The 22,589-nt window shown below is 50.7% G+C and carries 31 protein-coding genes and 3 pseudogenes; 24 read left to right on the top strand and 10 right to left on the bottom strand.

The genetic code is table 11. From position 1 onward, the window contains the following. Nucleotides 1-934 precede the first annotated feature (934 nt). The gene (locus tag MY052_RS24230; RefSeq protein ID WP_420828635.1) at nucleotides 935-1,108 is read left to right on the top strand and encodes a helix-turn-helix transcriptional regulator; all 174 of its coding nucleotides are present in this window, start codon (nucleotides 935-937) and stop codon (nucleotides 1,106-1,108) included. Nucleotides 1,109-1,562: 454 nt separating this feature from the next. On the opposite strand, the pseudogene MY052_RS03650 reads toward MY052_RS24230, so the two are convergent. The 7 genes and pseudogenes from MY052_RS03650 to MY052_RS03620 all read right to left on the bottom strand — a co-directional run. Continuing rightward, nucleotides 1,563-1,933 (bottom strand): annotated as a pseudogene (locus tag MY052_RS03650) (ECs1377 family protein); the annotation flags it as partial. A 27-nt stretch (nucleotides 1,934-1,960) separates the two neighbouring features. After that, nucleotides 1,961-2,617, bottom strand: coding sequence for a DUF2913 family protein (locus MY052_RS03645; RefSeq protein WP_248538219.1), 657 nt, complete (start codon nucleotides 2,615-2,617; stop codon nucleotides 1,961-1,963). A 91-nt stretch (nucleotides 2,618-2,708) separates the two neighbouring features. Further along, nucleotides 2,709-3,257, bottom strand: a complete 549-nt coding sequence (locus MY052_RS03640; protein WP_181638477.1) for a YagK/YfjJ domain-containing protein — start codon at nucleotides 3,255-3,257, stop codon at nucleotides 2,709-2,711. A gap of 78 nt (nucleotides 3,258-3,335) precedes the next feature. Next, the gene (locus tag MY052_RS03635; protein ID WP_181638476.1) at nucleotides 3,336-3,752 is read right to left on the bottom strand and encodes a putative zinc ribbon protein; all 417 of its coding nucleotides are present in this window, start codon (nucleotides 3,750-3,752) and stop codon (nucleotides 3,336-3,338) included. After that, nucleotides 3,740-4,162, bottom strand: a complete 423-nt coding sequence (locus MY052_RS03630; RefSeq protein ID WP_181638475.1) for a putative zinc ribbon protein — start codon at nucleotides 4,160-4,162, stop codon at nucleotides 3,740-3,742. The genes MY052_RS03635 and MY052_RS03630 overlap by 13 nt, the downstream gene beginning before the upstream one ends. A gap of 288 nt (nucleotides 4,163-4,450) precedes the next feature. Beyond that, entirely contained in the window at nucleotides 4,451-4,690 is a 240-nt protein-coding gene (locus tag MY052_RS03625; protein WP_028016384.1) for a helix-turn-helix transcriptional regulator, read from the bottom strand. A 152-nt stretch (nucleotides 4,691-4,842) separates the two neighbouring features. Next, complete coding sequence (locus MY052_RS03620; protein WP_181638474.1) at nucleotides 4,843-5,412, bottom strand: inovirus Gp2 family protein; 570 nt, start codon at nucleotides 5,410-5,412, stop codon at nucleotides 4,843-4,845. A gap of 297 nt (nucleotides 5,413-5,709) precedes the next feature. Between MY052_RS03620 and MY052_RS03615 the strand changes: the two genes are divergently transcribed. Next, nucleotides 5,710-6,522: a hypothetical protein gene (locus MY052_RS03615; RefSeq protein ID WP_181638473.1), complete on the top strand. Its 813-nt coding sequence runs from the start codon at nucleotides 5,710-5,712 to the stop codon at nucleotides 6,520-6,522. Between the two features lie 139 nt (nucleotides 6,523-6,661). Here MY052_RS03615 and MY052_RS03610 read toward each other — a convergent pair. Then, nucleotides 6,662-7,644 (bottom strand): annotated as a pseudogene (locus MY052_RS03610) (IS3 family transposase); the annotation flags it as partial. 66 nt (nucleotides 7,645-7,710) lie between these two features. On the opposite strand from MY052_RS03610, the gene MY052_RS03605 reads away from it, so the two are divergent. After that, on the top strand, nucleotides 7,711-8,727 hold the full coding sequence (locus MY052_RS03605) for an IS110 family RNA-guided transposase (RefSeq protein ID WP_181638724.1): 1,017 nt from the start codon (nucleotides 7,711-7,713) through the stop codon (nucleotides 8,725-8,727). Nucleotides 8,728-8,952: 225 nt separating this feature from the next. Here the strand turns inward: MY052_RS03605 and MY052_RS03600 are convergent. Next, nucleotides 8,953-9,069 (bottom strand): annotated as a pseudogene (locus MY052_RS03600) (transposase); the annotation flags it as partial. Nucleotides 9,070-10,729: 1,660 nt separating this feature from the next. On the opposite strand from MY052_RS03600, the gene MY052_RS03595 reads away from it, so the two are divergent. From MY052_RS03595 to MY052_RS03500, 21 genes are all read left to right on the top strand, one after another. Then, nucleotides 10,730-11,698, top strand: coding sequence for a hypothetical protein (locus MY052_RS03595; protein WP_181638358.1), 969 nt, complete (start codon nucleotides 10,730-10,732; stop codon nucleotides 11,696-11,698). Between the two features lie 349 nt (nucleotides 11,699-12,047). Then, nucleotides 12,048-12,344, top strand: a complete 297-nt coding sequence (locus tag MY052_RS03590; protein WP_181638359.1) for a hypothetical protein — start codon at nucleotides 12,048-12,050, stop codon at nucleotides 12,342-12,344. A 261-nt stretch (nucleotides 12,345-12,605) separates the two neighbouring features. Further along, on the top strand, nucleotides 12,606-13,163 hold the full coding sequence (locus MY052_RS03585; RefSeq protein WP_248538218.1) for an HTH domain-containing protein: 558 nt from the start codon (nucleotides 12,606-12,608) through the stop codon (nucleotides 13,161-13,163). A 12-nt stretch (nucleotides 13,164-13,175) separates the two neighbouring features. After that, nucleotides 13,176-13,337 (top strand): hypothetical protein, encoded by a 162-nt coding sequence (locus MY052_RS03580; protein WP_248538217.1) that lies wholly within the window; start codon nucleotides 13,176-13,178, stop codon nucleotides 13,335-13,337. A gap of 88 nt (nucleotides 13,338-13,425) precedes the next feature. After that, nucleotides 13,426-14,654, top strand: a protein-coding gene (locus MY052_RS03575; RefSeq protein ID WP_154298512.1) for an IS3-like element ISEc36 family transposase whose coding sequence is annotated in 2 segments (ribosomal slippage) — nucleotides 13,426-13,741 and nucleotides 13,741-14,654 — 1,230 coding nt in all. Because the reading frame shifts where the segments join, the coding sequence is not laid out codon by codon here. Nucleotides 14,655-14,694: 40 nt separating this feature from the next. Next, nucleotides 14,695-14,823, top strand: a complete 129-nt coding sequence (locus MY052_RS24175; protein ID WP_276522979.1) for a hypothetical protein — start codon at nucleotides 14,695-14,697, stop codon at nucleotides 14,821-14,823. Nucleotides 14,824-14,869: 46 nt separating this feature from the next. Further along, nucleotides 14,870-15,340, top strand: coding sequence for a hypothetical protein (locus tag MY052_RS03570; RefSeq protein ID WP_181638360.1), 471 nt, complete (start codon nucleotides 14,870-14,872; stop codon nucleotides 15,338-15,340). A gap of 45 nt (nucleotides 15,341-15,385) precedes the next feature. Continuing rightward, nucleotides 15,386-15,898: a DUF4234 domain-containing protein gene (locus MY052_RS03565; RefSeq protein WP_181638361.1), complete on the top strand. Its 513-nt coding sequence runs from the start codon at nucleotides 15,386-15,388 to the stop codon at nucleotides 15,896-15,898. Nucleotides 15,899-15,977: 79 nt separating this feature from the next. Then, nucleotides 15,978-16,199 (top strand): hypothetical protein, encoded by a 222-nt coding sequence (locus MY052_RS03560; RefSeq protein ID WP_101700256.1) that lies wholly within the window; start codon nucleotides 15,978-15,980, stop codon nucleotides 16,197-16,199. Nucleotides 16,200-16,255: 56 nt separating this feature from the next. Then, nucleotides 16,256-16,489, top strand: coding sequence for a DUF905 domain-containing protein (locus MY052_RS03555; protein ID WP_101700257.1), 234 nt, complete (start codon nucleotides 16,256-16,258; stop codon nucleotides 16,487-16,489). A 111-nt stretch (nucleotides 16,490-16,600) separates the two neighbouring features. Next, the gene (locus MY052_RS03550; RefSeq protein WP_181638362.1) at nucleotides 16,601-17,419 is read left to right on the top strand and encodes a DUF932 domain-containing protein; all 819 of its coding nucleotides are present in this window, start codon (nucleotides 16,601-16,603) and stop codon (nucleotides 17,417-17,419) included. Continuing rightward, nucleotides 17,419-17,673 (top strand): hypothetical protein, encoded by a 255-nt coding sequence (locus tag MY052_RS03545; RefSeq protein ID WP_101700259.1) that lies wholly within the window; start codon nucleotides 17,419-17,421, stop codon nucleotides 17,671-17,673. The genes MY052_RS03550 and MY052_RS03545 overlap by 1 nt, the downstream gene beginning before the upstream one ends. 16 nt (nucleotides 17,674-17,689) lie before the next feature. Then, a complete protein-coding gene (locus tag MY052_RS03540; RefSeq protein ID WP_181638363.1) occupies nucleotides 17,690-18,175 on the top strand; it encodes an antirestriction protein in 486 nt (161 codons plus the stop codon). A 10-nt stretch (nucleotides 18,176-18,185) separates the two neighbouring features. Next, the gene (radC, locus tag MY052_RS03535) at nucleotides 18,186-18,665 is read left to right on the top strand and encodes a RadC family protein (RefSeq protein WP_181638364.1); all 480 of its coding nucleotides are present in this window, start codon (nucleotides 18,186-18,188) and stop codon (nucleotides 18,663-18,665) included. 13 nt (nucleotides 18,666-18,678) lie between these two features. Beyond that, a complete protein-coding gene (locus MY052_RS03530) occupies nucleotides 18,679-18,900 on the top strand; it encodes a DUF987 domain-containing protein (protein WP_181638365.1) in 222 nt (73 codons plus the stop codon). Between the two features lie 22 nt (nucleotides 18,901-18,922). Beyond that, a complete protein-coding gene (locus MY052_RS03525; RefSeq protein WP_181638366.1) occupies nucleotides 18,923-19,282 on the top strand; it encodes a type IV toxin-antitoxin system YeeU family antitoxin in 360 nt (119 codons plus the stop codon). Between the two features lie 51 nt (nucleotides 19,283-19,333). Continuing rightward, on the top strand, nucleotides 19,334-19,711 hold the full coding sequence (locus tag MY052_RS03520; protein ID WP_181638367.1) for a TA system toxin CbtA family protein: 378 nt from the start codon (nucleotides 19,334-19,336) through the stop codon (nucleotides 19,709-19,711). Continuing rightward, nucleotides 19,708-20,199 carry a DUF5983 family protein gene (locus MY052_RS03515; protein ID WP_181638368.1) on the top strand — a complete coding sequence of 164 codons (492 nt, stop codon included), beginning with the start codon at nucleotides 19,708-19,710 and terminating at the stop codon, nucleotides 20,197-20,199. The genes MY052_RS03520 and MY052_RS03515 overlap by 4 nt, the downstream gene beginning before the upstream one ends. Before the next feature lie 32 nt (nucleotides 20,200-20,231). Beyond that, the gene (locus MY052_RS03510; RefSeq protein ID WP_181638369.1) at nucleotides 20,232-20,435 is read left to right on the top strand and encodes a hypothetical protein; all 204 of its coding nucleotides are present in this window, start codon (nucleotides 20,232-20,234) and stop codon (nucleotides 20,433-20,435) included. Nucleotides 20,436-20,504: 69 nt separating this feature from the next. Then, on the top strand, nucleotides 20,505-21,350 hold the full coding sequence (locus tag MY052_RS03505; protein WP_181638370.1) for a DUF4942 domain-containing protein: 846 nt from the start codon (nucleotides 20,505-20,507) through the stop codon (nucleotides 21,348-21,350). Nucleotides 21,351-21,361: 11 nt separating this feature from the next. After that, the gene (locus MY052_RS03500; protein WP_181638371.1) at nucleotides 21,362-21,598 is read left to right on the top strand and encodes a hypothetical protein; all 237 of its coding nucleotides are present in this window, start codon (nucleotides 21,362-21,364) and stop codon (nucleotides 21,596-21,598) included. Nucleotides 21,599-21,672: 74 nt separating this feature from the next. Here MY052_RS03500 and MY052_RS03495 read toward each other — a convergent pair whose 3' ends face one another. After that, a complete protein-coding gene (locus MY052_RS03495) occupies nucleotides 21,673-22,578 on the bottom strand; it encodes a fimbrial protein (protein ID WP_248538216.1) in 906 nt (301 codons plus the stop codon). Nucleotides 22,579-22,589: the final 11 nt, after the last annotated feature.

The following is a 22,589-nucleotide window of genomic DNA, read 5'->3' as shown; positions in this document are numbered from 1 at the left end:
ATTGGGCAAGATGCGCATGAAGATACGCCAGCAACGGTACGCTATCGTGTGAACCGTTTCGTTGTCATACCTACCGATTCTGCCCCCCCGTATGGATATAGCACAAAATGCAAATTATAGTGTTTTATTCTTTTTTTTTTTAAAAAAACAATTTTATTTTTATTTTATTTTTTTTTAACTTTTAAATTCTTTAATTGCTTTCATGGTGATTTATTGCAAGATAAATATCTTGCAATAAATTAATGCCATATTGGATTTTTCTTATTTTTGTTTTTTTATTATGCTTTACCTTAAAAGCACATTGATATATATACATATTATTAAATTAATTATTAAGATTAGTCTTAGTTCATGTAATTATACATGATGGCATCTTCATTTTTCAATAGGCAATACCTATCACCTTTGCATTTATTTGAAGGTATAAACGATTTTCATAAGAAATAATTTACATATAATTTGTTTCAGAATTGGAATGTATAGAATTCCATTTTTATTTGGATATAAGGATATAAATGTACCAGGTTTTCTTTTTAGGAGAGTCAAACTTTACCTTTAAGGGAGTAAAGGAGGTATTGATTCGTGGTTTTTTATCTGTTGATGTTATTCATGCCTCTTTGACCAGTGACGGTATTTTGTATAGCCCGAAATATTTTCGTGATTCTGATGTTATTATTGTTTCACCTGATGAAAGTAACCTTCTGAGATATTCTAGTTTATTACGGAGTGTCAAACTGTCTGTTATAATATTCTCTGAAAAAAAATTCATAATTTGATTGAAATCGTGTGTGGTAGAAGCTTTTTTTTTATTGACTCAGATTCTCCGGTAAGTGTTTTTAGAGAGCGCTTTTACTCCCTTGTCACTTACATTTTTTTTTCTAAAGCTGATCTTTCTTCACCAAAAAAGAAAATAACAAAAATTGAGTTCAGGATTATGATGATGATGTCGATGGGGTGGAGTTTAACTCAAATAGCGTTATCCATGAATAGAAGTGTAAAAACAATTAGCATACACAAAACCAACATTTCTCAGAAACTGGGCCTTAATAGTAGTCAGCTAAAAGTATTTCTTGCCAGAGGTTTTTTAAATTATCCTGATAATAATTAGACATCGCCTAATATTGAATGCAATCGAGTATTTTAAAATGAAGGGTAAATAAATCAATAATGAAAATGTAATTTAAAAACGTATTCTTTGATGCGATGGTTGAATTTATAAAAAGATAAAGCCCTGCGCATGCAGAAGATATTTCCGCGTTCGAAATTAATGTTTTTGACTATTGCCAATCCAAATAATAGATATTCAGACCCTATAAGGGGGTATTCTGGGTACTGTGCACCGGTGATCCATGGTTCGATACAAGTGCCAGCCTGATACGCTCACGTGGTGTTTTCACCCCTTTTGCGATTCTGTTGAAAGGGGGCCGCCGAAACGCCATCCGGGCTCACTCGACGTATACGGGGGGCTATTAGTGGTTACCAGCGCCCCACTAGACCCGGTGACATCCCTCCCAGATCATGGACAACTGGGGCAGTAATCATGCCGGGTCTGGCTGACTCCCCCCTAGTATAAGGGTACGAATAAGGTAACGGGGCAGGTGATACTGAAATGCATCAGAAACGGTGCTTAAACCGGCATTCAGACTCCAGATGCAGCCATCGTTTTTACCATTAAAGGTTACATTCTTTTGACTGACCTGCAGTTCATCGCGCGGAAACTGACCGGCAATCAGCTGTGATGTACGGAGCAACAGTAAGCGGAAAGGCAATTCAAAACGGGTAACATAACCGACGTTCAGTAGGGCAATACGCAGACGAACTTCCGCTCCTGCTTACAGCTGTCGGCATTCTTCGGGCACATCCGCCCACTGCCAGTCAGGCGGGGTATTCTGTCAGAGCATGTAAACTGGTGTTTTTCGATTGGATAATCAATTCGTCCCCACCGACATTTCCCTTTACGTTAACGTAATGCCATCTGCTCTTCGGGCTCTTTCTTCTCTTCTGACGGCATCAGAGCCAGAATACACCAGTCCGCGTGTTGCTCACCAGCCACGTAACGTAGCTCCCATGTATCAAGCACATCCGCCACCATGCAACAATCCCCGATAACAATAAATTCAATCGGCGCAATCAGCTTGCCCCCATCAGAAAATCCATGGGTCAGAGCTGACTTTCTGACCAGCAGTGCATCAGTATCACTGTATTCTTCGGCCAGACCTTCACTGTCCCAGCCTCTGCCACTCACCATCGCATTGACCCAGCCCTGAGATTTAAGTTGTTCAATTGCGTAAGTCAGTCGATACAGATCCGATTGAGCGGAAACAGAACCTGTGCAGGAACGCCACAGATATTCAAGGCGATTAAGCAAACTGGCAGCCAGGCCGTTGTTTCGCCCCAGCATCAGTAATCCTTCAATATCGGATGCAATGGTTCGTGGAAACCGTTTTTGCTTATACGCCATCGTTAACCAGCGTAGCAAAAATGTATGCGTGCTGAGTGGCGACAATGCCTTGCCATCCTGCTGCGCGGTACGTAATGCGACAAGGGCGCACCAGGCAAAATGTGCAAGTTCAGCGACGGTTTGTTCCGGAGGTAGGGTATCGTGGGTTCTTTTCATCAGGGAATTATATCGGTGCTGAGGGTACCGGAAAAGACCAAAAAGTGATCGTGTGGGGTCAGACGGAACATCATCACGGTAACCAATACGCTCATGGGCAAATAACACCCGTTCTGGCCGTAATCACGGGAGGTACCATGTTATCCATTCCGGCCTTCAACCGGCCAAACGGCACGGAAAAAGCGTTCTTATCTGAACGACTGATGATGAAAGATGACATGCTGGTAACGTTATTATCAGTGTGTATCACCGCACACCATGCCTCTCTGAGTATCCTGCTCATGTCCTGCTGTACGACCCCATCGCGCAAGGCCCCCAGCGTATCAAGATTCATCAGCAGCAGTATTTTGCGCTCTGGTGCACTGGCAGACTCCCACATCCATCGCAGGATCGTTGGCGGTGAACTCTGGCGCGCCTGCTGACGCTGGCGCGAATATTCGCCGGTGCGCTGCCAGACTTCAGTATGAAAACGCAGAATCAATGACCGGTATTCGCTCATGGTTTCTCGATACGGCAATTTCAGCGTAAAGCTGAATGCCGCCAGTCGCGGGTAATGGTCAACGGCCTGTTGCAGAAATGCACGCGTACTGACGGCATCCGCGCTTACAGCATCAGAAGCCCGTGTGTAAGAATGATTCACAATGCAGACTCTCTTTGGGTTAAATCAGGGAAGACCCCGCCAGTGCGGCGGTATCTGGTTCATAAAGGCGAGGGAGGACTATCCGGTGCTGCAGCAGTAGTTTCTCTGCCAGTTCGCTTCTTCGATGCTGTAGATACCGGTCTGGCATCGGTAACAGTGCTTCATACCCTGATAATGGTCGCCGCACCACACACAGTACCAGGACAGCGTCATTACCGTTGCATCCAGTCCGTTGAGCATATTGCGCAGCTTCCTGTGCCGGGCCTCAGCTTTCACTTCCGGGTCAAGATGGGCACAGTTCATCAGCACATCCCGGGCCACAGTCTGCGTATCGTGTTCAAACCACGCCGGGTCGCTGAAAGCACCGGCATGCAGCACCAGACGACATCCACAGGAAGCACAACTCCATACCTGCCCCGGTGCGCTCATGGCTTCACCGGCCGTCACAAAGTGACCTTCACGGTCATTTGCCAGGTAACATTTCAGTACGCGCATGCCGTTACCTCTGCAGTCCGGATTTCAGCATCAGAGAGCGTCCTGCTGAACTCACCGGTTCGGCAAGTCAGGCAATAGCGCTCACCGTGATAATTGCTGTCGCAACCACTGCAGTGCCAGTCGGCGCGGTAAACCAGCGGACGGGCATCCGGTACATACCATTGCAGCTGCCGGATATGGCGGGTCCCTTTCGCTTCCAGGTTGACATACGGACAATGCTGTCGCCCGTTATCTGTCAGCATGTCCGACCGGTGTTCAAAGTAAGGTCGCTCAGTGTCGTATTCAGGATGATATTGCAGCGCACTGCCGCACAGGTGGCAGGTGTAGCGGTCATACGGATACCTTTGTGCGGTTCTGGCTCCGGTGGGACGACCATTACCGTCAAGGGCTATGAAAGATTTGGCGTACATCGTGGTGCTCCTTACCGCCAGACTACACGCAGGCGTAAGCCGTCCCGTTATGGGCAGCATGGCAGTGTGAATGGCGGGTCAGTTATGCTTTAGCGGAAGATGATTCGTGGTATTCAGTCTCTGCAGACCACCGGGGTTACGGTTGTGCAGGCACTACAGAGGTGCGAAAACAAACGGGGCAGGGTCTGGCACCACAGTACTGTCGCTGGCAACGGGGACACTTCCAGCGCGCCGGGATGTTCTGTGATCTGGTATGACGTTGTTTTCCCATCAAGAGACCTCATCTGCTCAGGCGCCACGGGAATCTGCAATACGCTGTTGCATCCAGGTTTCCACCTCGCTTCTGCGCCAGCGGGAACTGCGGCCCAGCTTGATGGGTTTGGGAAACAGGCCATCGCCAATCAGTTTATAGAACCACTTGTCCGTCATACCGGTGTACGTGGTGATAAAGGTCATGTCGATAAGCGGGTCCTGAGCTGAAAGCAGTGTGTCAGGGCTGGCATTAATGTTCGAATTCGTCGTGGTCATGGTATTTTTCTCCCTCTGAGGATATGGCTGTCGGGAGACGTCCGGTAGTGGTTGAATCATGGGGTTACCGGTTCGCCTCAGAGGATAGGGAAACGTTGTAAAAAATTACCAGGCCCGTACGTTCAGGCCTGGTGAATCGATATATGCCTGGCTCAGCCGCGGCTGCAACCGAAGTTACGTTCACCATCGCCGGTGACTTTGGTTTCGCGTTTGGCAAGATAATCGGCCTGCGCCAGCGCCTGTTGAAGCTCTGTGGTATTACCGCGCGTCAGCCAGGACACCGGGCTCGCAGGAAAACGCGCCAGAACGGCATGCGCCTGTGCATCCACTTTCAGGGCGCTGCACCACGCCTGTTTAATCATACCTGCAAGCGAATCCGGGTCTTTGTAATCTCCCGGTCCGCACCACGTATCGCGGTTCAGCAACAGCACCGCGTGGTAGTGCTTCTTCCCTTTGATTTCACCAAACTCCCGCGCCCAGATAAAACGCAGCGTGGTCGGCCAGACGCGTTTGCCCTCGCGACGTTGCCGCGCCTGAAGGGCATCAATCCGGGCTTTCAGGGAATCGGTGAAACGGGAGATAACAGCCGCATCGGTGGCCGCTGGCGTATCCGGCAGACGGAGGTCAACACGCAGGGCCAGTAATCGGGTGTAAGCGTTAAGTGCACAACTGAAGGTATCGGCGATGCGTTGCTGCCAGAAAGGGTCGTATGTGTAACTCATTAAAATGGACTCCGGTGGGTTATCGTTCATAACCATTACCAGCGCCGTAAAAAATAACTTTTTGCCTTCAGCGGGTCCCTAAGCAGGTCCCCAGAGGCGGATGGATTCGATAAAATATCGGGGGTGGCAGGGAGATATATGCAACGGGTAACAGCACTGCGACTGGAGCCATGAGATAACAACGTTTCAGATGCAAGGTGACCTGAAGGCTGCCAAAAAACAGACTTCCCGTTACCGACATCTCCAGGGCTTCAGTGAACAATGGACATGGACAGAAGATAACCAGAGGAAATAACGATGATTGTTGACGTTGAGGAAACTCCGGCGATCGCGCTGGCACTGTTGAAAGAAATACTTCACAACTGGCAAAAGACCATTCCGCCATCCTGGCCCTCAACCTGGCCTGTATTTAACCGGCTGGTTGAACGTCATGACGAGATGGTGGTGGTTTACAGGGAGATAGCGTCCAACAGTCTCTCCAGGCAACAGCTCTGGGTGCTGCTTGAGCAGATTATCCATGCCGGTAGCTTTGGAACCGATGAGCGCTTTGCACAACTACGGGCTGATCATCAGGAGCTTACGGCCCTGAATGACAGTATCAGCGCCATGAGCCAGAAACTGGCTGAAATGCTGGAGCGACGTACTGAGCTTAGTGAGAACGGTCACTTTCATTGCGAGCGTATGCGTAAACTCACCGAATTTATCGATGATGCCGGAGAGAAGAACGGTCATTATCAGCTTCACCTTAAACCAGAACTGCAGCGGCTTAATAGTTTCGATCTTAAGTACTGGCCTGACATGGCCGGGATTATTCGTTCGCTGGGTATGGAGGAGGTTGAGGTTACATTTGCTGATGAAGCAACTAGGGCGATTATCAACGCCCGTAGGCCTTCACGGACGGATTTCTTCAGAGAGTTATTCGATAACATCAGTATGCAAAAAACCGGGGACTACTACGCCTTGCCACGGAGCTTTAAACTCTCAGACGCAGCATTGGCGACGATTTGTAATATCACACGCGACCTTCCACCGGATGAGCTTGTTGACGCGGTTTATGTGAAACGTACCCGTCATCGACTGAAAGAACAGGGTTTTAGCGCGGTATGGTGAAGCCACCAGCCCCATGTAATAGCCATTGCCAGGTTTACTTAAGCTTTTGATGATCGTGATCTCTTCCCTGAAAACAGTACCAGTCTAAACTGAAGTATCCGGTCTTTTGATCCCTTCCCAATATCGATGCCAGGTTAAATCAGAGGTCCGGACCTTTTTGCAGACTTCGGATAAATTCCTCCGGTGTCAGGTTGTTTAATGATGAATGAGGTCGTTGCTGGTTATATTCCTGTCGCCAGCACTCGATCTTCTCCTGAGCATCTTCCAGTGACAGGAACCAGTGCACGTTCAGACATTCATCACGCAGGCTGCCGTTAAATGACTCAACCAGGGCGTTATCAGTGGGCTTCCCGGGGCGGGAGAAGTCCATCGTTACCCTGTTTTCATATGCCCAGCGATCCAGCGTTTTCGAGATAAATTCGCTGCCGTTGTCCGTCTGTAGCCGCTGTGGTACACGCTGCTGTGTCTGCCTGATCCGTTCCATCACGGCGACCACATCGTCACCGCGAAGTCCCTGGCCTACTTCAATCGCCACGCATTCACGACTAAAATTATCGACTACAGTCAGGGACCGGATCCGGCGTCCGTTGAACAGATTATCAGCAACGAAATCCATGCTCCAGCACTGATCCACAGCGGTCACTGCCGGGCGGATACGTCTGTGCCTGGCCGTCACGTGCCGCCGCGGGCGTTTTGACCGCAGGTTCAGCCCCTCCAGGCAGTAAATCCGATGGGTTTTCTTATGATTGATTAACCAGCCTTCCCGTCGTAAAAGAATATGAATGCGCTGGCAACCGTAGCGAACTCGCGCTGCTGCAATCTCTCTTATCCTCTGAGTCAGGGCCCTGTCATCGCGGCAGCTACGGTAGTTGTACACCGTGCGACTCTGCATCATCAGACGGCAGCCACGGCGCAGACCAATTCGGTAGGCGTCCAGCAGATAAGTCACAGCTTCCCTTTTCTGGACGGGCCTCAGAACTTTTTTCGAATGACATCCTGGAGCATTTCCTTGTCCAGACTGAGGTCTGCCACCAGACGACGGAGCCGCTGATTTTCATCCTCCAGTTGCCGCAGACGGCGCAATTCTGTCACGCCCATCCCGCCAAACTTTTTCTTCCAGTTAATGGGATGGACTACCTCCTCCCTCTACGGTTAACTGTACGAAATGTGCTCACCAGGAGAATCACCATGAATATCGTATTTCTGGGTATTGATCTGGCTAAAAATGTTTTTCAGATCTGCGGGTTAAACCAGGCCGGCAAACCGGTTTATACGAAACGCACTGGCCGAAAAGAATTGCTCCAGACGCTGGCAACTATTCCTGCATGTCTGATTGGGATCGAAGCGTCCACCGGGGCATTTTACTGGCAGCGTGAGTTTGAGAAACTGGGTCATAACGTAAAAGTCATCAGCCCCCAATATGTAAAACCTTTTGTCCGGGGGCAAAAAAATGACGGTAACGATGCGCAGGCGATAGCTGTGGCTCTGATGCAACCTACGATGCAGTTTGTTCCACCGAAAAGCCCTGAACAGCAGGATATTCAGGCTCTGCACCGAGCAAGACAGCGTATTGTCAATCATCGTACTGCGACAGTCTGTCAAATCCGGGGACTGCTGCTTGATCGGGGAATAACAATCGGCGCGGCAGTCTCAAGAGTTCGTCGTGCTGTTCCGCTTATCCTTGAAGATGCTGAAAATGGTCTTAGCGTTAGAATGCGCAGGACGATTGCCGAACTCTATGATCTCTTTAACGATCTCGAGCGTCGGATCCATTTTTTTGATAAGGAAATTGAAACAGTATTCAGGCAATCAGAAGCCTGTCAGCGTATCGCCAAAGTTAAAGGCATTGGCCCTAAAACGGCCACGGCCGTTATTGCTGCTATTGGCAAAGGAACTGAATTTAAGAATGGCCGCCACTTTGCTGCATGGCTGGGTCTGGTTCCACGCCAGCATTCGAGTGGCGACAGGCAGGTGCTGATGAATATGACGAAAAAAGGCGACAAGCATCTGCGAACACTTTTTATTCATGGTGCCCGCGCTGTCGTCAGAGTTGCCACGAATAACAATGATAGTCATATGAATCAGTGGGTTAACCAGTTAAAGGAACGGCGCGGATTTAATAAAACGACCGTGGCGGTCGCTAACAAAAACGCGAGAATAATCTGGTCGATGCTGAGAAATGAGACCGAGTATCAGGTAGTGTGAAATTAATCCCCTGCCAGCAAAAGTTGCAGCGTACTGAGAAATGGTGACAGGTTGCACCTGCACAATCGGAACCTGACTATTATATTGGCCTCAGAGGCCGTCCAGTTGTTGAGGCGATTGTGTGCGGATTACCCATTTGGGCACAGATTTTCCTGATGCCGGATAGATGTAAGCAACAACCCAAAACCAGATTCAGTACTTGCAAAACGGAGGTAGTCCATAGATGTAAAAAGTGGCTTCAGAAATGCCCATCTTTCTGCACACTTCCTCCACCCGGGTGCCGGTTTCAGCCTGTTTCAGCGCAAAAGCGATCTGTTCTTCGGTATAGCGGGTCTTTTTCATGACGGAATGGCCTCTTTGTTTGTTGAAAGAAAGACCGGATACTTCAGTTTAGACTGGTACTGTTTTCAGGGAAGAGATCAATCGCGATCCCCCTTTTGTATTGACCAGGCTTAAAAAGGGGCTGTGGTTACCCTGAAAAGTAAATATTACCCCTGTGGAATGTATATACCCGGGGTAAGAGCCCCTGTACCAAACCCCCGTTGCCATCATGATATTATTACCCCGTTCAATAAGCCCGATAAATAATCGTTATCGGGACTACTGCTAAAACGCTCTGTAACGCATCAGGAGCGCCATATTCATACTAACCACAGATTTCCACTACCGTGTTATTCAATGCGCTTATGCAGGCTCACAGGAAGCTATGGCGGTATAAGGCACTACAGCGCTCAATTACTTATTAAATAACTTGCGGTGATTACTGGTAATCACCCTATTCCACGTCACCTCAATCGGGTTATTCTGTTTACGATACAATCATGGCTATTATTACCAACACGGATAATGCCCCGTTTACAGTCTTTACCAATGGCCTTGTTTACACATATCAAAAAACTTTCAGGGATAATGGGTCACCGTAGTATCTGTAACTGACAGGTATTGTAAGCGTCAATATCAGGCAGACAGAGCAATACCAACAGGCTTACTACAGGTTAGTTCACTGACTGAGCATTTAACGCTCATCACTAATACGCAGACCAGTAATAAACCATTGATACTCACCTGCTGATTTTCAGGCATGACCATTCACCCCAAATGTTAATGTTAACCAGTAATCACCCTGCCGTTATGATTATTAGATTACTGATGTTAATCATCTTCACTTTTATCCTGACGAGGGCTAGTCAATGGTAATTTCGACTCAATTCAATTCTGTTTTCTTAATGATAGATTTTTAATTAGTGCTAAACATTCAGGTTGTGACTACATTGAATAGTGTATTGCTTACCTGATGGCAATGATTGCTCAATGGATACCATCCAATAGTACTACCCCCTTAGTGAATACCTTCAGATAATAATACCACCCAGGCATAACCCACTTACTGATAACACATCATCGATTACTGTTACAAATGATAAACCCCTTCTTTAATATATTAATACCAATCCAACACACCAGGCATAACAATAACGATGAAGATAACCACGCCAGACAGCATTTACCGACAATAAACGCCTGCATCAGTTACTCTGGAATTATCTTTTTCAATATCATGAAAATAGACACCACGTCACATCAAATAACCTCAATCAAATTAACCCCGTATCATCACTGCCCGCAGAAGCCCTCAATCCTGATTATGAGCAACAAAATGGAAATACCTCATGGCAGCCCGATCAGATACCAGAAATGCCCCCTGAAGCGAACCAGGCACCATGATGGGGATGAAAACGAAAGCATGCAGGAGAACAAGATAACCTGTTGAGACGATACTCATTCAGTAAACAGAGAAGCATCTGAGAGATAAACAAAGAAAATGACAACTTTAAAACCATGGTAAAACCTTGTAAAAACCAGTATAAATCAACAATAAAACCTCACGATGACTACCAGATGTGTTTTTAAGTGACGATAAAACCATCATCGTGATACTGTTTAGCTACAAAAATCACCACCATAACCACTACTATGTAGTTTACTATTACAGGTATCCACAATGGTTGTACATTACGACAATGGCAGACAACATCTTATAAAAACCCGTGACCTGAGAGTCTGTGCTTTTTATGCCGGGTGGCTGAGTGTTAATAAAATAATTAACACCCGTGACATTCCTCACCAGGATGCAGAAAGTTGTCGACAGGCACTCAACAAACTGATCAATCAGTTCATACCGAATGCAGAACAGCGGGCAAGACTTTTTTCTGATATGGAAACAGCCCGCGATGAAAACATCCTTCCGCTGGAAAGTTTTGACTGGCTAAAACAGGATGAACGGGCAACATTCTGGTTATGGGCGTATATTTGCAAGGCCGGAGACTACGAACTTGGTATTGACAAACCAGCAAATGCAGAGTTCGAAAAGAACTGGTATCAGCGAATGAATCTGAGTGTATCTCCGACAAGCCACCAGGAAAGAATTAATATTATCATCTCTTTTTTCGACAACATTATTATTCCGACCCCGCCGGTAAATCATCTCAAGCGCCAGGTCATGGACAGGCTGAAAGACCAGTGGAAAAATATTTACAGCAAACCAGCTCCGCTGAAATGGTTACCTGATGAAGAAGACGCGGTACTGTGGGCATGGAACAGCCTCAAATCGCTTCAGGAAGAAAGAAATGCGCCCACTATCGGGCTCTCATTAAATATTTCAACGCCAGGAATGAGCACCTGGTTTACTCCTCTCAGCCATACTGAACGCAATTTAGCTCTGCGTGCCGCACTCGATTTATGGGACGATGCACCGGATACAAAGCGTTTATTCCTTCTGAACCTGAATAAAGCCTGGAACCAGCAAAAATTACGTCAGTCTCGTACCGATAAAAAAGCACTCAATACCTACCTGAAGAACGACACAAAAACACGACTGGACTTTATGGCTGAACGCAGCGGAGTTCGCATCAGCGATTTGCTGGAAACGCTGATTAATGACCATTACCGAAAAACCTGTGGTGGTGAGTGAGGATGTTGCACTGAAAACAAGGTGAGCGGAGACAGCAATACAGACCAGAAATGACATTCAAAATAATTTCAGACCTATATTACCAGTGTGAGAACGGCAGCAGAAGTGCTGCCGTTTTGTTATTTCACTCACGGAGGTTAATGTGTCCAGTAAGAACAAACGGGGTCCCGATACCCTGTTACCGTCGTTATTCCTTCTCCCGGGTCAACTGTCCCACAAAACACCCGTGCGTATGCTTCTCGCGCTAAGTCACAGCTATACTTTCTGTTCCGGTACCCAGGTCTCTCTGATACACGGTCCGCCAGCTCATGAAGGCGGCTATTTATTGCCAGTAATAAGGGAGAAGGAAATGCATTGTCCGAATTGCGGTTCACAAAATATACAGCTGCGTCATGTGGGTAAAAAGACGGGAGGGGTCATTGGCGCAACAGCCGGAGGCCTTGCCGGGCTTGAAGGAGCCTCCACCGGTGCGCTGATAGGTTCAGTCATTCCGGTTGTCGGTACGATAGCCGGAGGCCTCATTGGTTTTCTGTCCGGCGCCTGTGCTGGTGCGGTGGCAGGCTCTCTGGCCGGAGAACAACTGGACGGTACCGTCTTTGATGAATACGACTGCACGCAGTGTGAGCATATCTTCAGTGCACCGTAACGTTAATAAGGGTCAGCCCATCCAGCACAAAGCCTGAGCCGCTGACCGTACTCGCTACGGCACGACTGATGACAGGGCGTGTCAGCATGCTGTCGTCATTTCAGCTACCTGGCACTAACCCTTTGTTAATTCTCCTGTTTACTGAAAGATGAATTTTACTTTTTCTTTTCCGCCATTACGGGGGATGGACATAACGTGTCCCTCCCCTCCCGCATAATAACCGCATGAAATATCAACCTATTTATCGCACACGGAGCGTCCATGCAACGACCCGATGAAGAGGCCCGCTACGACCGGCTGGCCGTCAGATTGTCGGTCATTATCAGCCGGTTAATGGCCGGAGAAACGCTGACCCTTCAGACACTGTCCGGTGAGTTTGGTGTATCGATACGCACCCTGCGTCGTGACTTACATCAACGGCTGGTCCAGCTCGACATTATCGGGGAGAACGGCACGTATCGGCTCAGTGAGAGCGCCACGCGTGATCACTCTCCGGGGGCCGTTTCCTTTGCCCGCAGTACCGGTATCGCACGCATTATCCCGTCGCAGAACCGGCAACTGATGCACCTGCTGATGAATGAAACGGGCACCTCACCCTGCTTTATCTGGCACGACTTACCGTCAGCATGGACACAGGCTGACAGTTTTCATCGTCTGGCCGAAGCCATTTGTCATCACCGGGTGGCCAGTCTGCTGGTCGGCGGTGTCCGTCACGATGAGCAGGAGCCTTACCGCCTGATTTACCGGCATCAGCACTGGTATGTCCCCCCGCGCTTCATGGACAACATGCTGAGCGCTGCTCAGCAGTGCAGAAAATAAGGAAATCTGAACATGGCGCTTGTCATTAAATATTTCGCGATTGCCTTCGCCATCGCGCTTGTGGTCGTGCTGTTTAACGTGTTCGGGAGTACCGGCGAGATACGCAGTTTTGGTCAGGGAATGGGATATCTGTTCTGGATGACGCTTGGGCCCGGAGCCGGTATGACGGTCTAGACTGGCCCCATGAATCTCCAGACAGTTGGTATCACTTAAGTTAGTGATAGTCTTAATACTAGTTTTTAGACTAGTCGTTGGAGTCCGAATGATTGATGTTTTAGGTCCAGAGAAGCGCAGACGGCGAAGTGTTCAGGAAAAAATCGCCATTGTTCAGCAGAGTTTTGAGCCCGGAATGACCGTGTCGCTGGTCGCCCGTCAGCATGGCGTTGCTGCCAGTCAGCTGTTCCTGTGGCGTAAGCAGTATCAGGAAGGCAGCCTTACAGCCGTTGCCGCAGGAGAACAGGTTGTGCCCGCGTCGGAGCTGGCATCTGCGATGAAGCAAATTAAAGAGCTGCAGCGCCTGTTGGGCAAGAAAACCATGGAAAACGAGCTGCTAAAAGAAGCCGTTGAATATGGCCGACAAAAAAAGTGGATAGCGCACGTGCCCTTGTTACCGGAGGATGGCGAATAAGCCTTGTCAGTCGTTGCCTCCGGGTCTCACGTGCGCAACTGCATGCCATAGCCCGTCGGTCGAAGGACTGGCAGGATCGTCGGTGCAAGCGCAAGCCTGATGATACTGACGCGCTGGCCCGTATCCATACCGTTATCGGCGATCTGCCCACCTATGGTTATCGTCGGGTATGGGCACTGTTGCGCAGACAATCAGAAACTGACGACATGGCGGTGATCAATGCCAAACGCGTATACCGCATCATGCGTCAGAATGCGCTGCTGCTTGAGCGTAAACCGGAAATACCGCCATCGAAGCGGGCGCATACAGGGAAAGTGGCCGTTGGAGAAAGTAACCAGCGGTGGTGCTCTGACGGCTTCGAGTTCAGCTGTGATAACGGTGAAAAACTGCGGGTCACGTTCGCTCTGGACTGTTGCGATCGCGAGGCACTTTACTGGGCGGCCAGTAACGGTGGATATGACAGTGAAACCGTGCAGGACGTCATGCTGGGTGCCGTGGAGCGTCGCTTCGGTAACAGCCTGCCGACATCCCCAGTTGAGTGGCTGACAGACAACGGTTCAGCCTACCGTTCTTATCAGACGCGTCAGTTCGCCAGAATGGTAGGACTGGAGCCTAAACATACGGCGGTACGTAGCCCGGAAAGCAACGGGATGGCAGAGAGCTTCGTGAAAACGATGAAGCGCGATTACATCAGCATCATGCCGAAACCCGACGGGTTAACAGCGGTAAAGAACCTTGCGGAGGCCTTCGAACATTACAACGAATGGCATCCGCATAGTGCACTGGGGTATCGTTCGCCACGGGAATATCTGCGGCGGCGAACCAGTAATGGGTTAAGTGATAAAAAGTGTATGGAAATATAGGGGCCAATCCACGGTCGGTGCTGCTCTTCGACAATGGCTGATGCCGGATGCGGTATACACCCGCGAAGGAATGACCGGATTACTCAAGGCCCGTCTGTTCTGGCTTGTGGGCCCACAGTGTATCGGCTGGCTGGCCGGACTTATCGTCGTGGGTAAACAACTCATGTAACACGGCTGCCCCTCAACAACATTTTTGACTCAGAAGGAAAAATACCATGCGATTCATGCACGCCATCCTGTCAGCAGGATTACTGACCTTTGCCATCACGGCACAGGCGGTCCCCAATATGTGGAGCAGTGGCTTCGGTATGGGCGTCACCGAGTACATCATCACCAGCCCGGAAAACGTGATGATGAACCTGAACTGCACCGGCAACCCTGACGACCAGAATATCCTGCAGCATCACGTCATGCTCACCCTGCCTGACGGCAGCGGTGCCGATTCACAGGATGATAAGACCGCCATCACCGTCGTCACGGATGACCAGACGTTCCCCCTGCCGTCCTCTCTGGGCTGGCGTAACGGCGACAACGCCTGGCTGTCGTTCATTGATGCCACCAGAAAAGCAACGTCGTTTGAGATTTACGTCAACGACAAAAAGGTGGGGCATTTTTCCCCTTCTGCCGGAAACGTTCACAAGGTTCTGGCTGATATGCCCGAATGCACGACACTGACCGCCGGGTAGCCCCGCCCGCTTGTTTACAGCAACATCAATCAAGGACAATGCAATATGACCGACATCTCGACACTCAGCCAGCGACTGGCAACACCAACGCTCACTTTTGTGCTGCTCACCATCGCAACCTGCGGCATCTGGCCGTTACTCTGGCTGTACCGAAAACAGCAGATTATCAGCGACACCACCGGTTACCCGGTTTGCGGAGATACCTTCGTTATCTGGCTGGCCGTCTGCTTCGGGCTCGGACGCCAGTTCGGCGTGATGGCCTCACCGGACCTCGCCGGCTACGACACGGGCAACGACACGCTACTGGCCTTAAGCGGCATTCTGTCACTCGCCTGTGGCGTGATGTACATCGTCTGGGCGTTTAAGGCCAGAGCCGCGCTCCGCCACTATGCGCTGAACACCTTTCGCTTTGACCTGAAGATGAATGCGTTCTATACCGTGGTGCTCAACGTCTTTTACATCACGTACTGCATCAATGACATGCCGCAGGCGCTGGCAAAGCACCGAATTATTCATGGTCAGCCCGCCGTGCCACCGGAAACGCCATCTGCACAGTAGCGCCACTCCCCTCTGACTTACCCGGCAGGGGCATCCGTGAATGCCCCATCCGTCCGGGCTCTCCTCTGAGACTGACTCAATGACATTACTCAAAATACTGCTCGCTGCGCTGGAGCGGGCGCTGACGTGGTGCGCCAGCAGCCGGGCACAGCAGTTTGTGGAAGACCACTTCCGCGAAGAAGGCCACGATGAAGACAGCATTTATATCGCCAGACAGACGGCAACCCTGCTCGCAGGAGCCTTAATCTCGGCCCTGATGGAGCAGATACTGCAATTCATCGCGACACACTTAACCCACTGATGCCCTGCTCACTGAGCGGGGCATCTGGTTTTATGACGTTTACCAGGAGCATTCACATGCACAACACCAACAGTCCGTTGCTACCGCCCGGTCCGTTTACCCGCAGGCAGGCTGAGGCCATTGTGGCGACGTACCAGAACGTGGCGACTGAAGACGACCAGGGCACCGATTTTCGCCTCGTCATCCGTCGCCGCGAGGGGCAGTTACTCTGGCGGGCGTGGAATTTTGAAGCCAGTGCTGGGGAATGGTTCAACCGCTATCTGGCCAGTCACGGCATACCCCGGGACTGACTCACCAGGCCCCTCAGCCGAATACCCGTTACACGACTAACAGGCCATGCTCCCTTCGGGGCGCATGGCTTTTTTGTTTATGCCGCAAAATCAACCCTAAGGAAATTAACCATGCGATTAGCCAGCCGTTTTGGGCGGACAAATCAAATCCGCCGTGACCGTCCACTGACCCACGAAGAATTACACCAACATGTACCCAGCGTTTTTGGCGAGGATAAACACGCATCCCGCTCAGAACGCTACAGCTATATACCGACTATAACCCTGCTCGAAAACCTGCAGCGCGAAGGGTTCCAGCCCTTCTTTGCCTGTCAGTCACGCGTTCGGGACCCTGACCGTCGTGAGCACACAAAGCACCTGCTCCGCTTACGCCGGGCTGGTCAGATAAATGGACAACATGTCCCTGAAATCATCATTCTGAATTCGCACGATGGCGCATCCAGTTTTCAGCTCTTACCAGGAATCTTCAGAAGCGTATGCACGAATTCGCTCGTCTGCGGACAGTCGTTTGGCGAAATCAGAGTTCCGCATCGGGGCAATATCGTTGAGAAAGTGATTGAGGGTGCTTACGAAGTACTCGGTGTCTTTGACAGGGTGGAAGAGAAACGTGACGCCATGCAGTCGCTGCAGTTACCACCACCCGTACAACACGCCCTGGCAAACGCCGCACTAACGTACCGTTTTGGTGAAGAACACCAGCCGGTGACCACCACGCAGGTGCTGACGCCACGACGGTATGAAGACCGGCAGGACGACCTGTGGACAACGTACCAGAGGCTGCAGGAGAACCTGCTGAAAGGCGGCCTGCCCGGACGTACCGCGAAGGGTAAACGCAGCCATACCCGTGCCGTTAGCGGCATCGACGGCGACGTAAAGCTCAACAGGGCGCTCTGGGTGATGGCGGAAAGTCTGCTGGAGACGCTGAAGTAATGCCGCACATCCCTGATGGCAGTTATCAGGTTACGCCATATCCGTTCGTCCTGCTGAGTCTGCCGGGCTGTCGCTCCATCTCCGATGACGACCTGTGCGCCTGGTGCTCACACCTTCTTTATCGGCCCGGCGAGCTCAGCCTGTGCTGCTTAAGTCTTCCTGAAGGCCACTGGCCATCACGCTGTGATGAAGATGGCTATACGCAGTCCTGCCCGTCACTCCTGCTGAACCTGCATCCCCAACCAGATAAATAAACAAGGAAAAACTAACATGACCGACATTATTAACCTTAACGATGCCTTCCAGTTACAGCCACAACATACCGATGCCGGTTCTGCGCCAGCACTGACCGCTACGTCGGTACCGGACGAACAGCGTCTCAGCTTCTGGCCGCAGTACTTCGGCAGCATACCGCAGTGGATAATCCTCGAGCCGACTGTCTTCGCGTGGATGGACCGCTTCTGTGCGGACTATAGCGGCGGCATCTGGCAGTTTTACACGCTCAGCAACGGCGGCGCGTTTATGGCCCCGGAAGCGAATGAGGATACTGATGAACAATGGTCGCTGTTCAACACCCTGAACGGTAACGGTGGAGAGTTCAGCGCTGAGGCTGCCGGAATTGCCGTCTGTCTGATGACGTATAGCCACCACGCCATGCGCACCGAATGCGACGCCATGACGGAGCACTATTACCGCCTGCGGGACTACGCGCTCAACCACCCGGAATGCAGCGCCATCATGCACATCATCGACTGAGGGTCCCGACATGGAACAACAGTTACCGCTGTTTGCCGCCGAATTACCGGCATCCGCACAACAGACCATCAGGGAGGCACTCACCCTGCTGGATCGCCAGCTACGTGAACCCGGGGTGTCATTTACTTCCAGCCATGCCGTCCGGGACTGGCTGCGCCTGCATCTTGCCACACAGGAGCGTGAAGAATTTACCGCGCTCTTCCTCGATAACCAGCACCGGCTGATTGCGCATGAAACCCTCTTTACCGGCACCATCAACCATACACAGGTCCATCCACGGGAGGTGGTGAAGGCAGCACTGAAACATAACGCGGCTGCCATTCTCGTCGCGCACTGCCACCCGTCAGGGCACGCAGAGCCCAGCGATGCGGACAGGCGGATCACCGAGCGTCTTAAGCAGGCGCTGGATCTGGTTGATATTCACCTGCTGGATCATCTGGTTGTTGGCGGGATGGAGATCGTCTCGTTTTCTGAGAGAGGCTGGCTTTAAGGAGAAAATTGCGATGAAAATCATTCCGAAACGTCAGGCAATGGCGATATACCGCCAGCACCCGCAGTCCCGGTTATTTCGCTTCTGCACGGGTAAATATAAATGGTCCGGCAGCGTCTGCCACTATGCCGGGCGGGAGGTTCAGGATATCAGCGGTGTGCTCGCGGTCTTCGCTGAACGTCGTCAGGACCGCAACGGTCCCTATGTCGTATTGCGCAGTGTTAGCCTGAATTAACACACTATTAAGGATTACTTAAATGCAAAACCCAACAAATGTAGCAAGCCATGATATTACCGAACCCTGGTGGGGGCTTAAGCCTGCAGTCATCCCGTGTTTTGGCGCACGTCTAGTGCAGGAGGGCAACCGGCTGCATTACCTGGCCGACCGCGCCAGCATTACAGGAACCTTCAGCAATGCGGATTTACGCCATCTCGACCAGGCGTTTCCGGTTCTGATGAAGCAGCTGGAGCTGATGCTGCTTTCCGGTGAGCTTAATCCCCGACATCAGCACTGCGTCACACTGTATGCGAAAGGGCTGACCTGTGAATCAGATACGCTGGGGTCGCATGGGTACGTGTACCTGGCGATTTATCCGACATCAGCAATAACCGCGTAAAGTTTCTTACTCCTTATCCTTGTTTTTACCCGTCAACAAAGAGATCCAGCTATGCAAACCCGACAACTATCCTCAACGCGGGAGGCCTCACCACGCCCGACGCCCGTTGAAATCTGGCAGACTCTGCTTACGTATCTGCTGGAAAGGCATTACGGCCTTTCGCTTAACGACACACAGTTTGGTGATGGCAATGTGATCCATCAGCATATTGACGCCGGGATTTCACTGGCAGATGCACTCAATTTTCTCGTTGAAAAGTCTGAACTGGTGCGAATTGATCGTCCCGGTTTCTCCATTCAGCATCAGTCTCCGTTCATCAGCGCTATTGACATACTCCGGGCCAGAAAGGCCACCGGCCTGATGCAACGTACCGGCTATAAGGCGGTGACTTGCGCCATCAGTGGGCAGTCATCCAGGGGGCAGCAATGAAGCTGTCCCTGACGGTGGAAGCCGATACCGTTAATGTACTGGCCCTTAACATGGGCCGGATCGCCGTGGATATTGACGGGATTGAGCTGACCGACCTGATCAATGTGGTCTGTGACAACGGCTATTCACTTCGTATTGCTGATACCCCCGGAAAGCTGATTGTTGAAACGCCTCTTCCCCCTTCTGTTCGTCTGCCTGGCCTGTGTTGCAGCACGGCACATATCACCTGTGAGGATAACGCTATCCTTGACCAGGTAACCCTTCAACACCACGACGGCGGCGACAACGACTGGATACTGTACACCCGCTACGGTTATCTGCTCAGACTCAACGCTCGCTTATATCCGGTGCTGGAACTGAAGCGAATGGGGCTTTCAAAAGACTGCCGTCGATTAGTGACCACGCTGATACGACGTTACGGGATCGATATTCTGCATCTGGATGCAGCAGGCGACCTGCTGCCCGGCTTTGAAACCTTCGACTGGTAAATCTTTCCCTCAATACAATCACAGGTAATCTCATGCTGACACTCACCACAGAAGCAGCGCTGAATATTCTGACTGACTGGCTTCAGGACAACATTGACTGCGATTGCTCACTGATTTTCGATAACGACGACGACCAGACCGACTCCGCCATGTTATTGCCCTGGGTCCGCCAGGCAAGGAATGATGTCCGGACGCTTCGACTCCTGCGGCAGTTGCACAACGACAAAAAATCATAATCCCCGTACACGCATATCAGCGCTAGCCCTCATCCGGCTGGCGCTTTGCTTTATATAAAGGAAATAAAAATGTCAGAACTGACTCTCACCGAATCCGAAGTGTTAACTGACCATACCGATGTAATTTGCTCGACCAGCATTGAACGTATCGTCACCGGACGCAACGCGGCGCTGGCGCAAATTGAAACGCTGATACAGCAACTTGACGATATCTCGACGCTGACCAGCGACATCGGCGGTGGTAAAACAAATGAATGGGGAGTACGGCAATACCGTTACGACTGCTGGCTGATGGAGAAACCTGAAACAGCGATGAAAGCCATTACCCACAACATCGATCGCAGCATCTGGAAAGACCTGATGAATAAGTCTGGAATGCTGGCGCTCATGGACGCACAGGCCCGCAACGAGTGGTACAACAGCCTGGAGAAAGACGATATTCCTGCTATCAGTGAAGAAAATATCCTTAGCACTTTTAAACAATTACATCTGAATAAAGGTGAAGTCTTTGAACGTGGCGTGATTAATGTGTTTAAGGGTCTGAGCTGGAATTTTAAGACAAACAGCCCCTGTAGGTTTGGGAGAAAGATCATCGTGAATGGCCTGGTGAAATATGACAGATGGGGATTTGGTCTGAACTGGGGCTGGCAGCGCGATCGGTTAGCTGACCTTGAGCGCATGCTGATGCTGCTTGATGGAAAGCCTGTCCCCGATAACCGCGCTGATGTCACCCGCCGTCTCGGCGATCATATTGATGCAAACAGGCATGCCCCACGGTATGAAGATGAGATGTTTGTGATCAAGTACTTTCAGAAGGGAACGGCGCATATCACCTTTAAGCGACCGGAACTGGTCGATAAGCTGAATGACATCATCGCCCGGCACTATCCGGGGGCGTTGCCCACTAAACAGTAAGGAACCAAATTATGGTATCATTTTCAAACACGGATGATGCTCACTGCGATTCCGTAAATGGTCAGAGCACCATGCCATCAGAAACAGTTCAAATGAACGTAAAAATTCCCGTTCAACCGTCAAATTTTGATGCGCTGCAGATGGGGGCCTTACTGGGGGCCCCTGGTTTTATGAAACACGGTAAAAACCATACTTATCAAATAAATAACAAAACCAAATCAATTCCGAGTCCGGGCACCACTATTTAAAGAACCCAGCCTATGGCTGGGTTTTTGCTTTTCTGCGTTTGCAACTTTCAAATATGGCTTCTTCTCTCTCTATCTCATTGATAAACAAACGTTACCCCAATAATCGACTGCACGTTCCCCGCCGTCACCTGACCGCTGGTTCGCGCGTAGTTGGCCGTTAACCCCAGGCTGACGGCGGAAGTCGTCACCGTGCCAAGCGACACCGTGCTGTTAGCCGGCAGCACGCTGCCGTTGCGCGTAAGCTGCACGCCAATCCCCTGTGCCGGTGAGGCCGAGGCAGTGTTGGTAAAGATAGAGTTCGCCGAATCCGCCGTCGTCCCTGAAAGGTAGTAGCCCAGCTTTTGGCTCTGTGCGCAGTAAACCGTCAGCGGAATGGCCGTGGAGCCGGGATAATCCGGCAGCGTCACCGTCACATTACGTGCGGAGACGTCACAGCCCCCCGTCGGCACCACCACGTTGTTATTGGCGTAGATGTTCCAGACAAACTGGAAATCATCGCTGTTTTTGTTGTTGGTCTGACGCAGGATCAGCACCGCGATAAGCGTACCAGCGCTAATCGCCACGCCACCGGCGGAGCTAATTGGCGTCAGGTAAAGCACCGTAGGCCAAGGCTTGTCGGTTCTGGAGTTATAGATCAGGCGCGAGGTTTCGGTGGTGGTAGGAAACGGGTAGCTGGTCCCGTTGTATTTCACGGTGCCGGAGAAGCTCGACAGCACCCCGCCGTAGGCCGAGCCGCGCTGCAGCGTCACGTAGTCGGTGATGGTCTCCGGGTAGTCGTTATGGCAAAAAATCTGCGTCGAGAGATCGACCACCAGGTTTTGCCCGACGTTGACCGCGGGTGCGAGGTCCACGTAGACGTTGGCACTGCCGCCGCCAATGGGGATCGTCGTACCGTTGGCGGTCTTACAGGCAAACGACCAGGCGTTAAACGACCAGCTAGCCAGCAGCAGCGTCGTCAGTAAAGCTATCACATTCTTCATTACTTTCTTCT

The sequence above is a fragment of the Kluyvera ascorbata genome, from assembly GCF_023195735.1.
GTDB lineage: Bacteria > Pseudomonadota > Gammaproteobacteria > Enterobacterales > Enterobacteriaceae > Kluyvera > Kluyvera ascorbata.
Note: the sequence above shows the minus strand (reverse complement) of the source record. Positions and strands in the feature narration are given on the sequence as shown.

Excerpts from the sequence above, each read along its gene's own strand:
- MY052_RS24230 (WP_420828635.1), top strand. The coding sequence starts at position 935 with ATGATGATGATGTCGATGGGGTGGAGTTTAACTCAAATAGCGTTATCC.
- MY052_RS03645 (WP_248538219.1), bottom strand. The coding sequence starts at position 2,617 with ATGAAAAGAACCCACGATACCCTACCTCCGGAACAAACCGTCGCTGAA.
- MY052_RS03635 (WP_181638476.1), bottom strand. The coding sequence starts at position 3,752 with ATGCGCGTACTGAAATGTTACCTGGCAAATGACCGTGAAGGTCACTTT.
- MY052_RS03630 (WP_181638475.1), bottom strand. The coding sequence starts at position 4,162 with ATGTACGCCAAATCTTTCATAGCCCTTGACGGTAATGGTCGTCCCACC.
- MY052_RS03625 (WP_028016384.1), bottom strand. The coding sequence starts at position 4,690 with ATGACCACGACGAATTCGAACATTAATGCCAGCCCTGACACACTGCTT.
- MY052_RS03620 (WP_181638474.1), bottom strand. The coding sequence starts at position 5,412 with ATGAGTTACACATACGACCCTTTCTGGCAGCAACGCATCGCCGATACC.
- MY052_RS03615 (WP_181638473.1), top strand. The coding sequence starts at position 5,710 with ATGATTGTTGACGTTGAGGAAACTCCGGCGATCGCGCTGGCACTGTTG.
- MY052_RS03605 (WP_181638724.1), top strand. The coding sequence starts at position 7,711 with ATGAATATCGTATTTCTGGGTATTGATCTGGCTAAAAATGTTTTTCAG.
- MY052_RS03595 (WP_181638358.1), top strand. The coding sequence starts at position 10,730 with ATGGTTGTACATTACGACAATGGCAGACAACATCTTATAAAAACCCGT.
- MY052_RS03590 (WP_181638359.1), top strand. The coding sequence starts at position 12,048 with ATGCATTGTCCGAATTGCGGTTCACAAAATATACAGCTGCGTCATGTG.
- MY052_RS03585 (WP_248538218.1), top strand. The coding sequence starts at position 12,606 with ATGCAACGACCCGATGAAGAGGCCCGCTACGACCGGCTGGCCGTCAGA.
- MY052_RS03580 (WP_248538217.1), top strand. The coding sequence starts at position 13,176 with ATGGCGCTTGTCATTAAATATTTCGCGATTGCCTTCGCCATCGCGCTT.
- MY052_RS24175 (WP_276522979.1), top strand. The coding sequence starts at position 14,695 with ATGCCGGATGCGGTATACACCCGCGAAGGAATGACCGGATTACTCAAG.
- MY052_RS03570 (WP_181638360.1), top strand. The coding sequence starts at position 14,870 with ATGCGATTCATGCACGCCATCCTGTCAGCAGGATTACTGACCTTTGCC.
- MY052_RS03565 (WP_181638361.1), top strand. The coding sequence starts at position 15,386 with ATGACCGACATCTCGACACTCAGCCAGCGACTGGCAACACCAACGCTC.
- MY052_RS03560 (WP_101700256.1), top strand. The coding sequence starts at position 15,978 with ATGACATTACTCAAAATACTGCTCGCTGCGCTGGAGCGGGCGCTGACG.
- MY052_RS03555 (WP_101700257.1), top strand. The coding sequence starts at position 16,256 with ATGCACAACACCAACAGTCCGTTGCTACCGCCCGGTCCGTTTACCCGC.
- MY052_RS03550 (WP_181638362.1), top strand. The coding sequence starts at position 16,601 with ATGCGATTAGCCAGCCGTTTTGGGCGGACAAATCAAATCCGCCGTGAC.
- MY052_RS03545 (WP_101700259.1), top strand. The coding sequence starts at position 17,419 with ATGCCGCACATCCCTGATGGCAGTTATCAGGTTACGCCATATCCGTTC.
- MY052_RS03540 (WP_181638363.1), top strand. The coding sequence starts at position 17,690 with ATGACCGACATTATTAACCTTAACGATGCCTTCCAGTTACAGCCACAA.
- radC (WP_181638364.1), top strand. The coding sequence starts at position 18,186 with ATGGAACAACAGTTACCGCTGTTTGCCGCCGAATTACCGGCATCCGCA.
- MY052_RS03530 (WP_181638365.1), top strand. The coding sequence starts at position 18,679 with ATGAAAATCATTCCGAAACGTCAGGCAATGGCGATATACCGCCAGCAC.
- MY052_RS03525 (WP_181638366.1), top strand. The coding sequence starts at position 18,923 with ATGCAAAACCCAACAAATGTAGCAAGCCATGATATTACCGAACCCTGG.
- MY052_RS03520 (WP_181638367.1), top strand. The coding sequence starts at position 19,334 with ATGCAAACCCGACAACTATCCTCAACGCGGGAGGCCTCACCACGCCCG.
- MY052_RS03515 (WP_181638368.1), top strand. The coding sequence starts at position 19,708 with ATGAAGCTGTCCCTGACGGTGGAAGCCGATACCGTTAATGTACTGGCC.
- MY052_RS03510 (WP_181638369.1), top strand. The coding sequence starts at position 20,232 with ATGCTGACACTCACCACAGAAGCAGCGCTGAATATTCTGACTGACTGG.
- MY052_RS03505 (WP_181638370.1), top strand. The coding sequence starts at position 20,505 with ATGTCAGAACTGACTCTCACCGAATCCGAAGTGTTAACTGACCATACC.
- MY052_RS03500 (WP_181638371.1), top strand. The coding sequence starts at position 21,362 with ATGGTATCATTTTCAAACACGGATGATGCTCACTGCGATTCCGTAAAT.
- MY052_RS03495 (WP_248538216.1), bottom strand. The coding sequence starts at position 22,578 with ATGAAGAATGTGATAGCTTTACTGACGACGCTGCTGCTGGCTAGCTGG.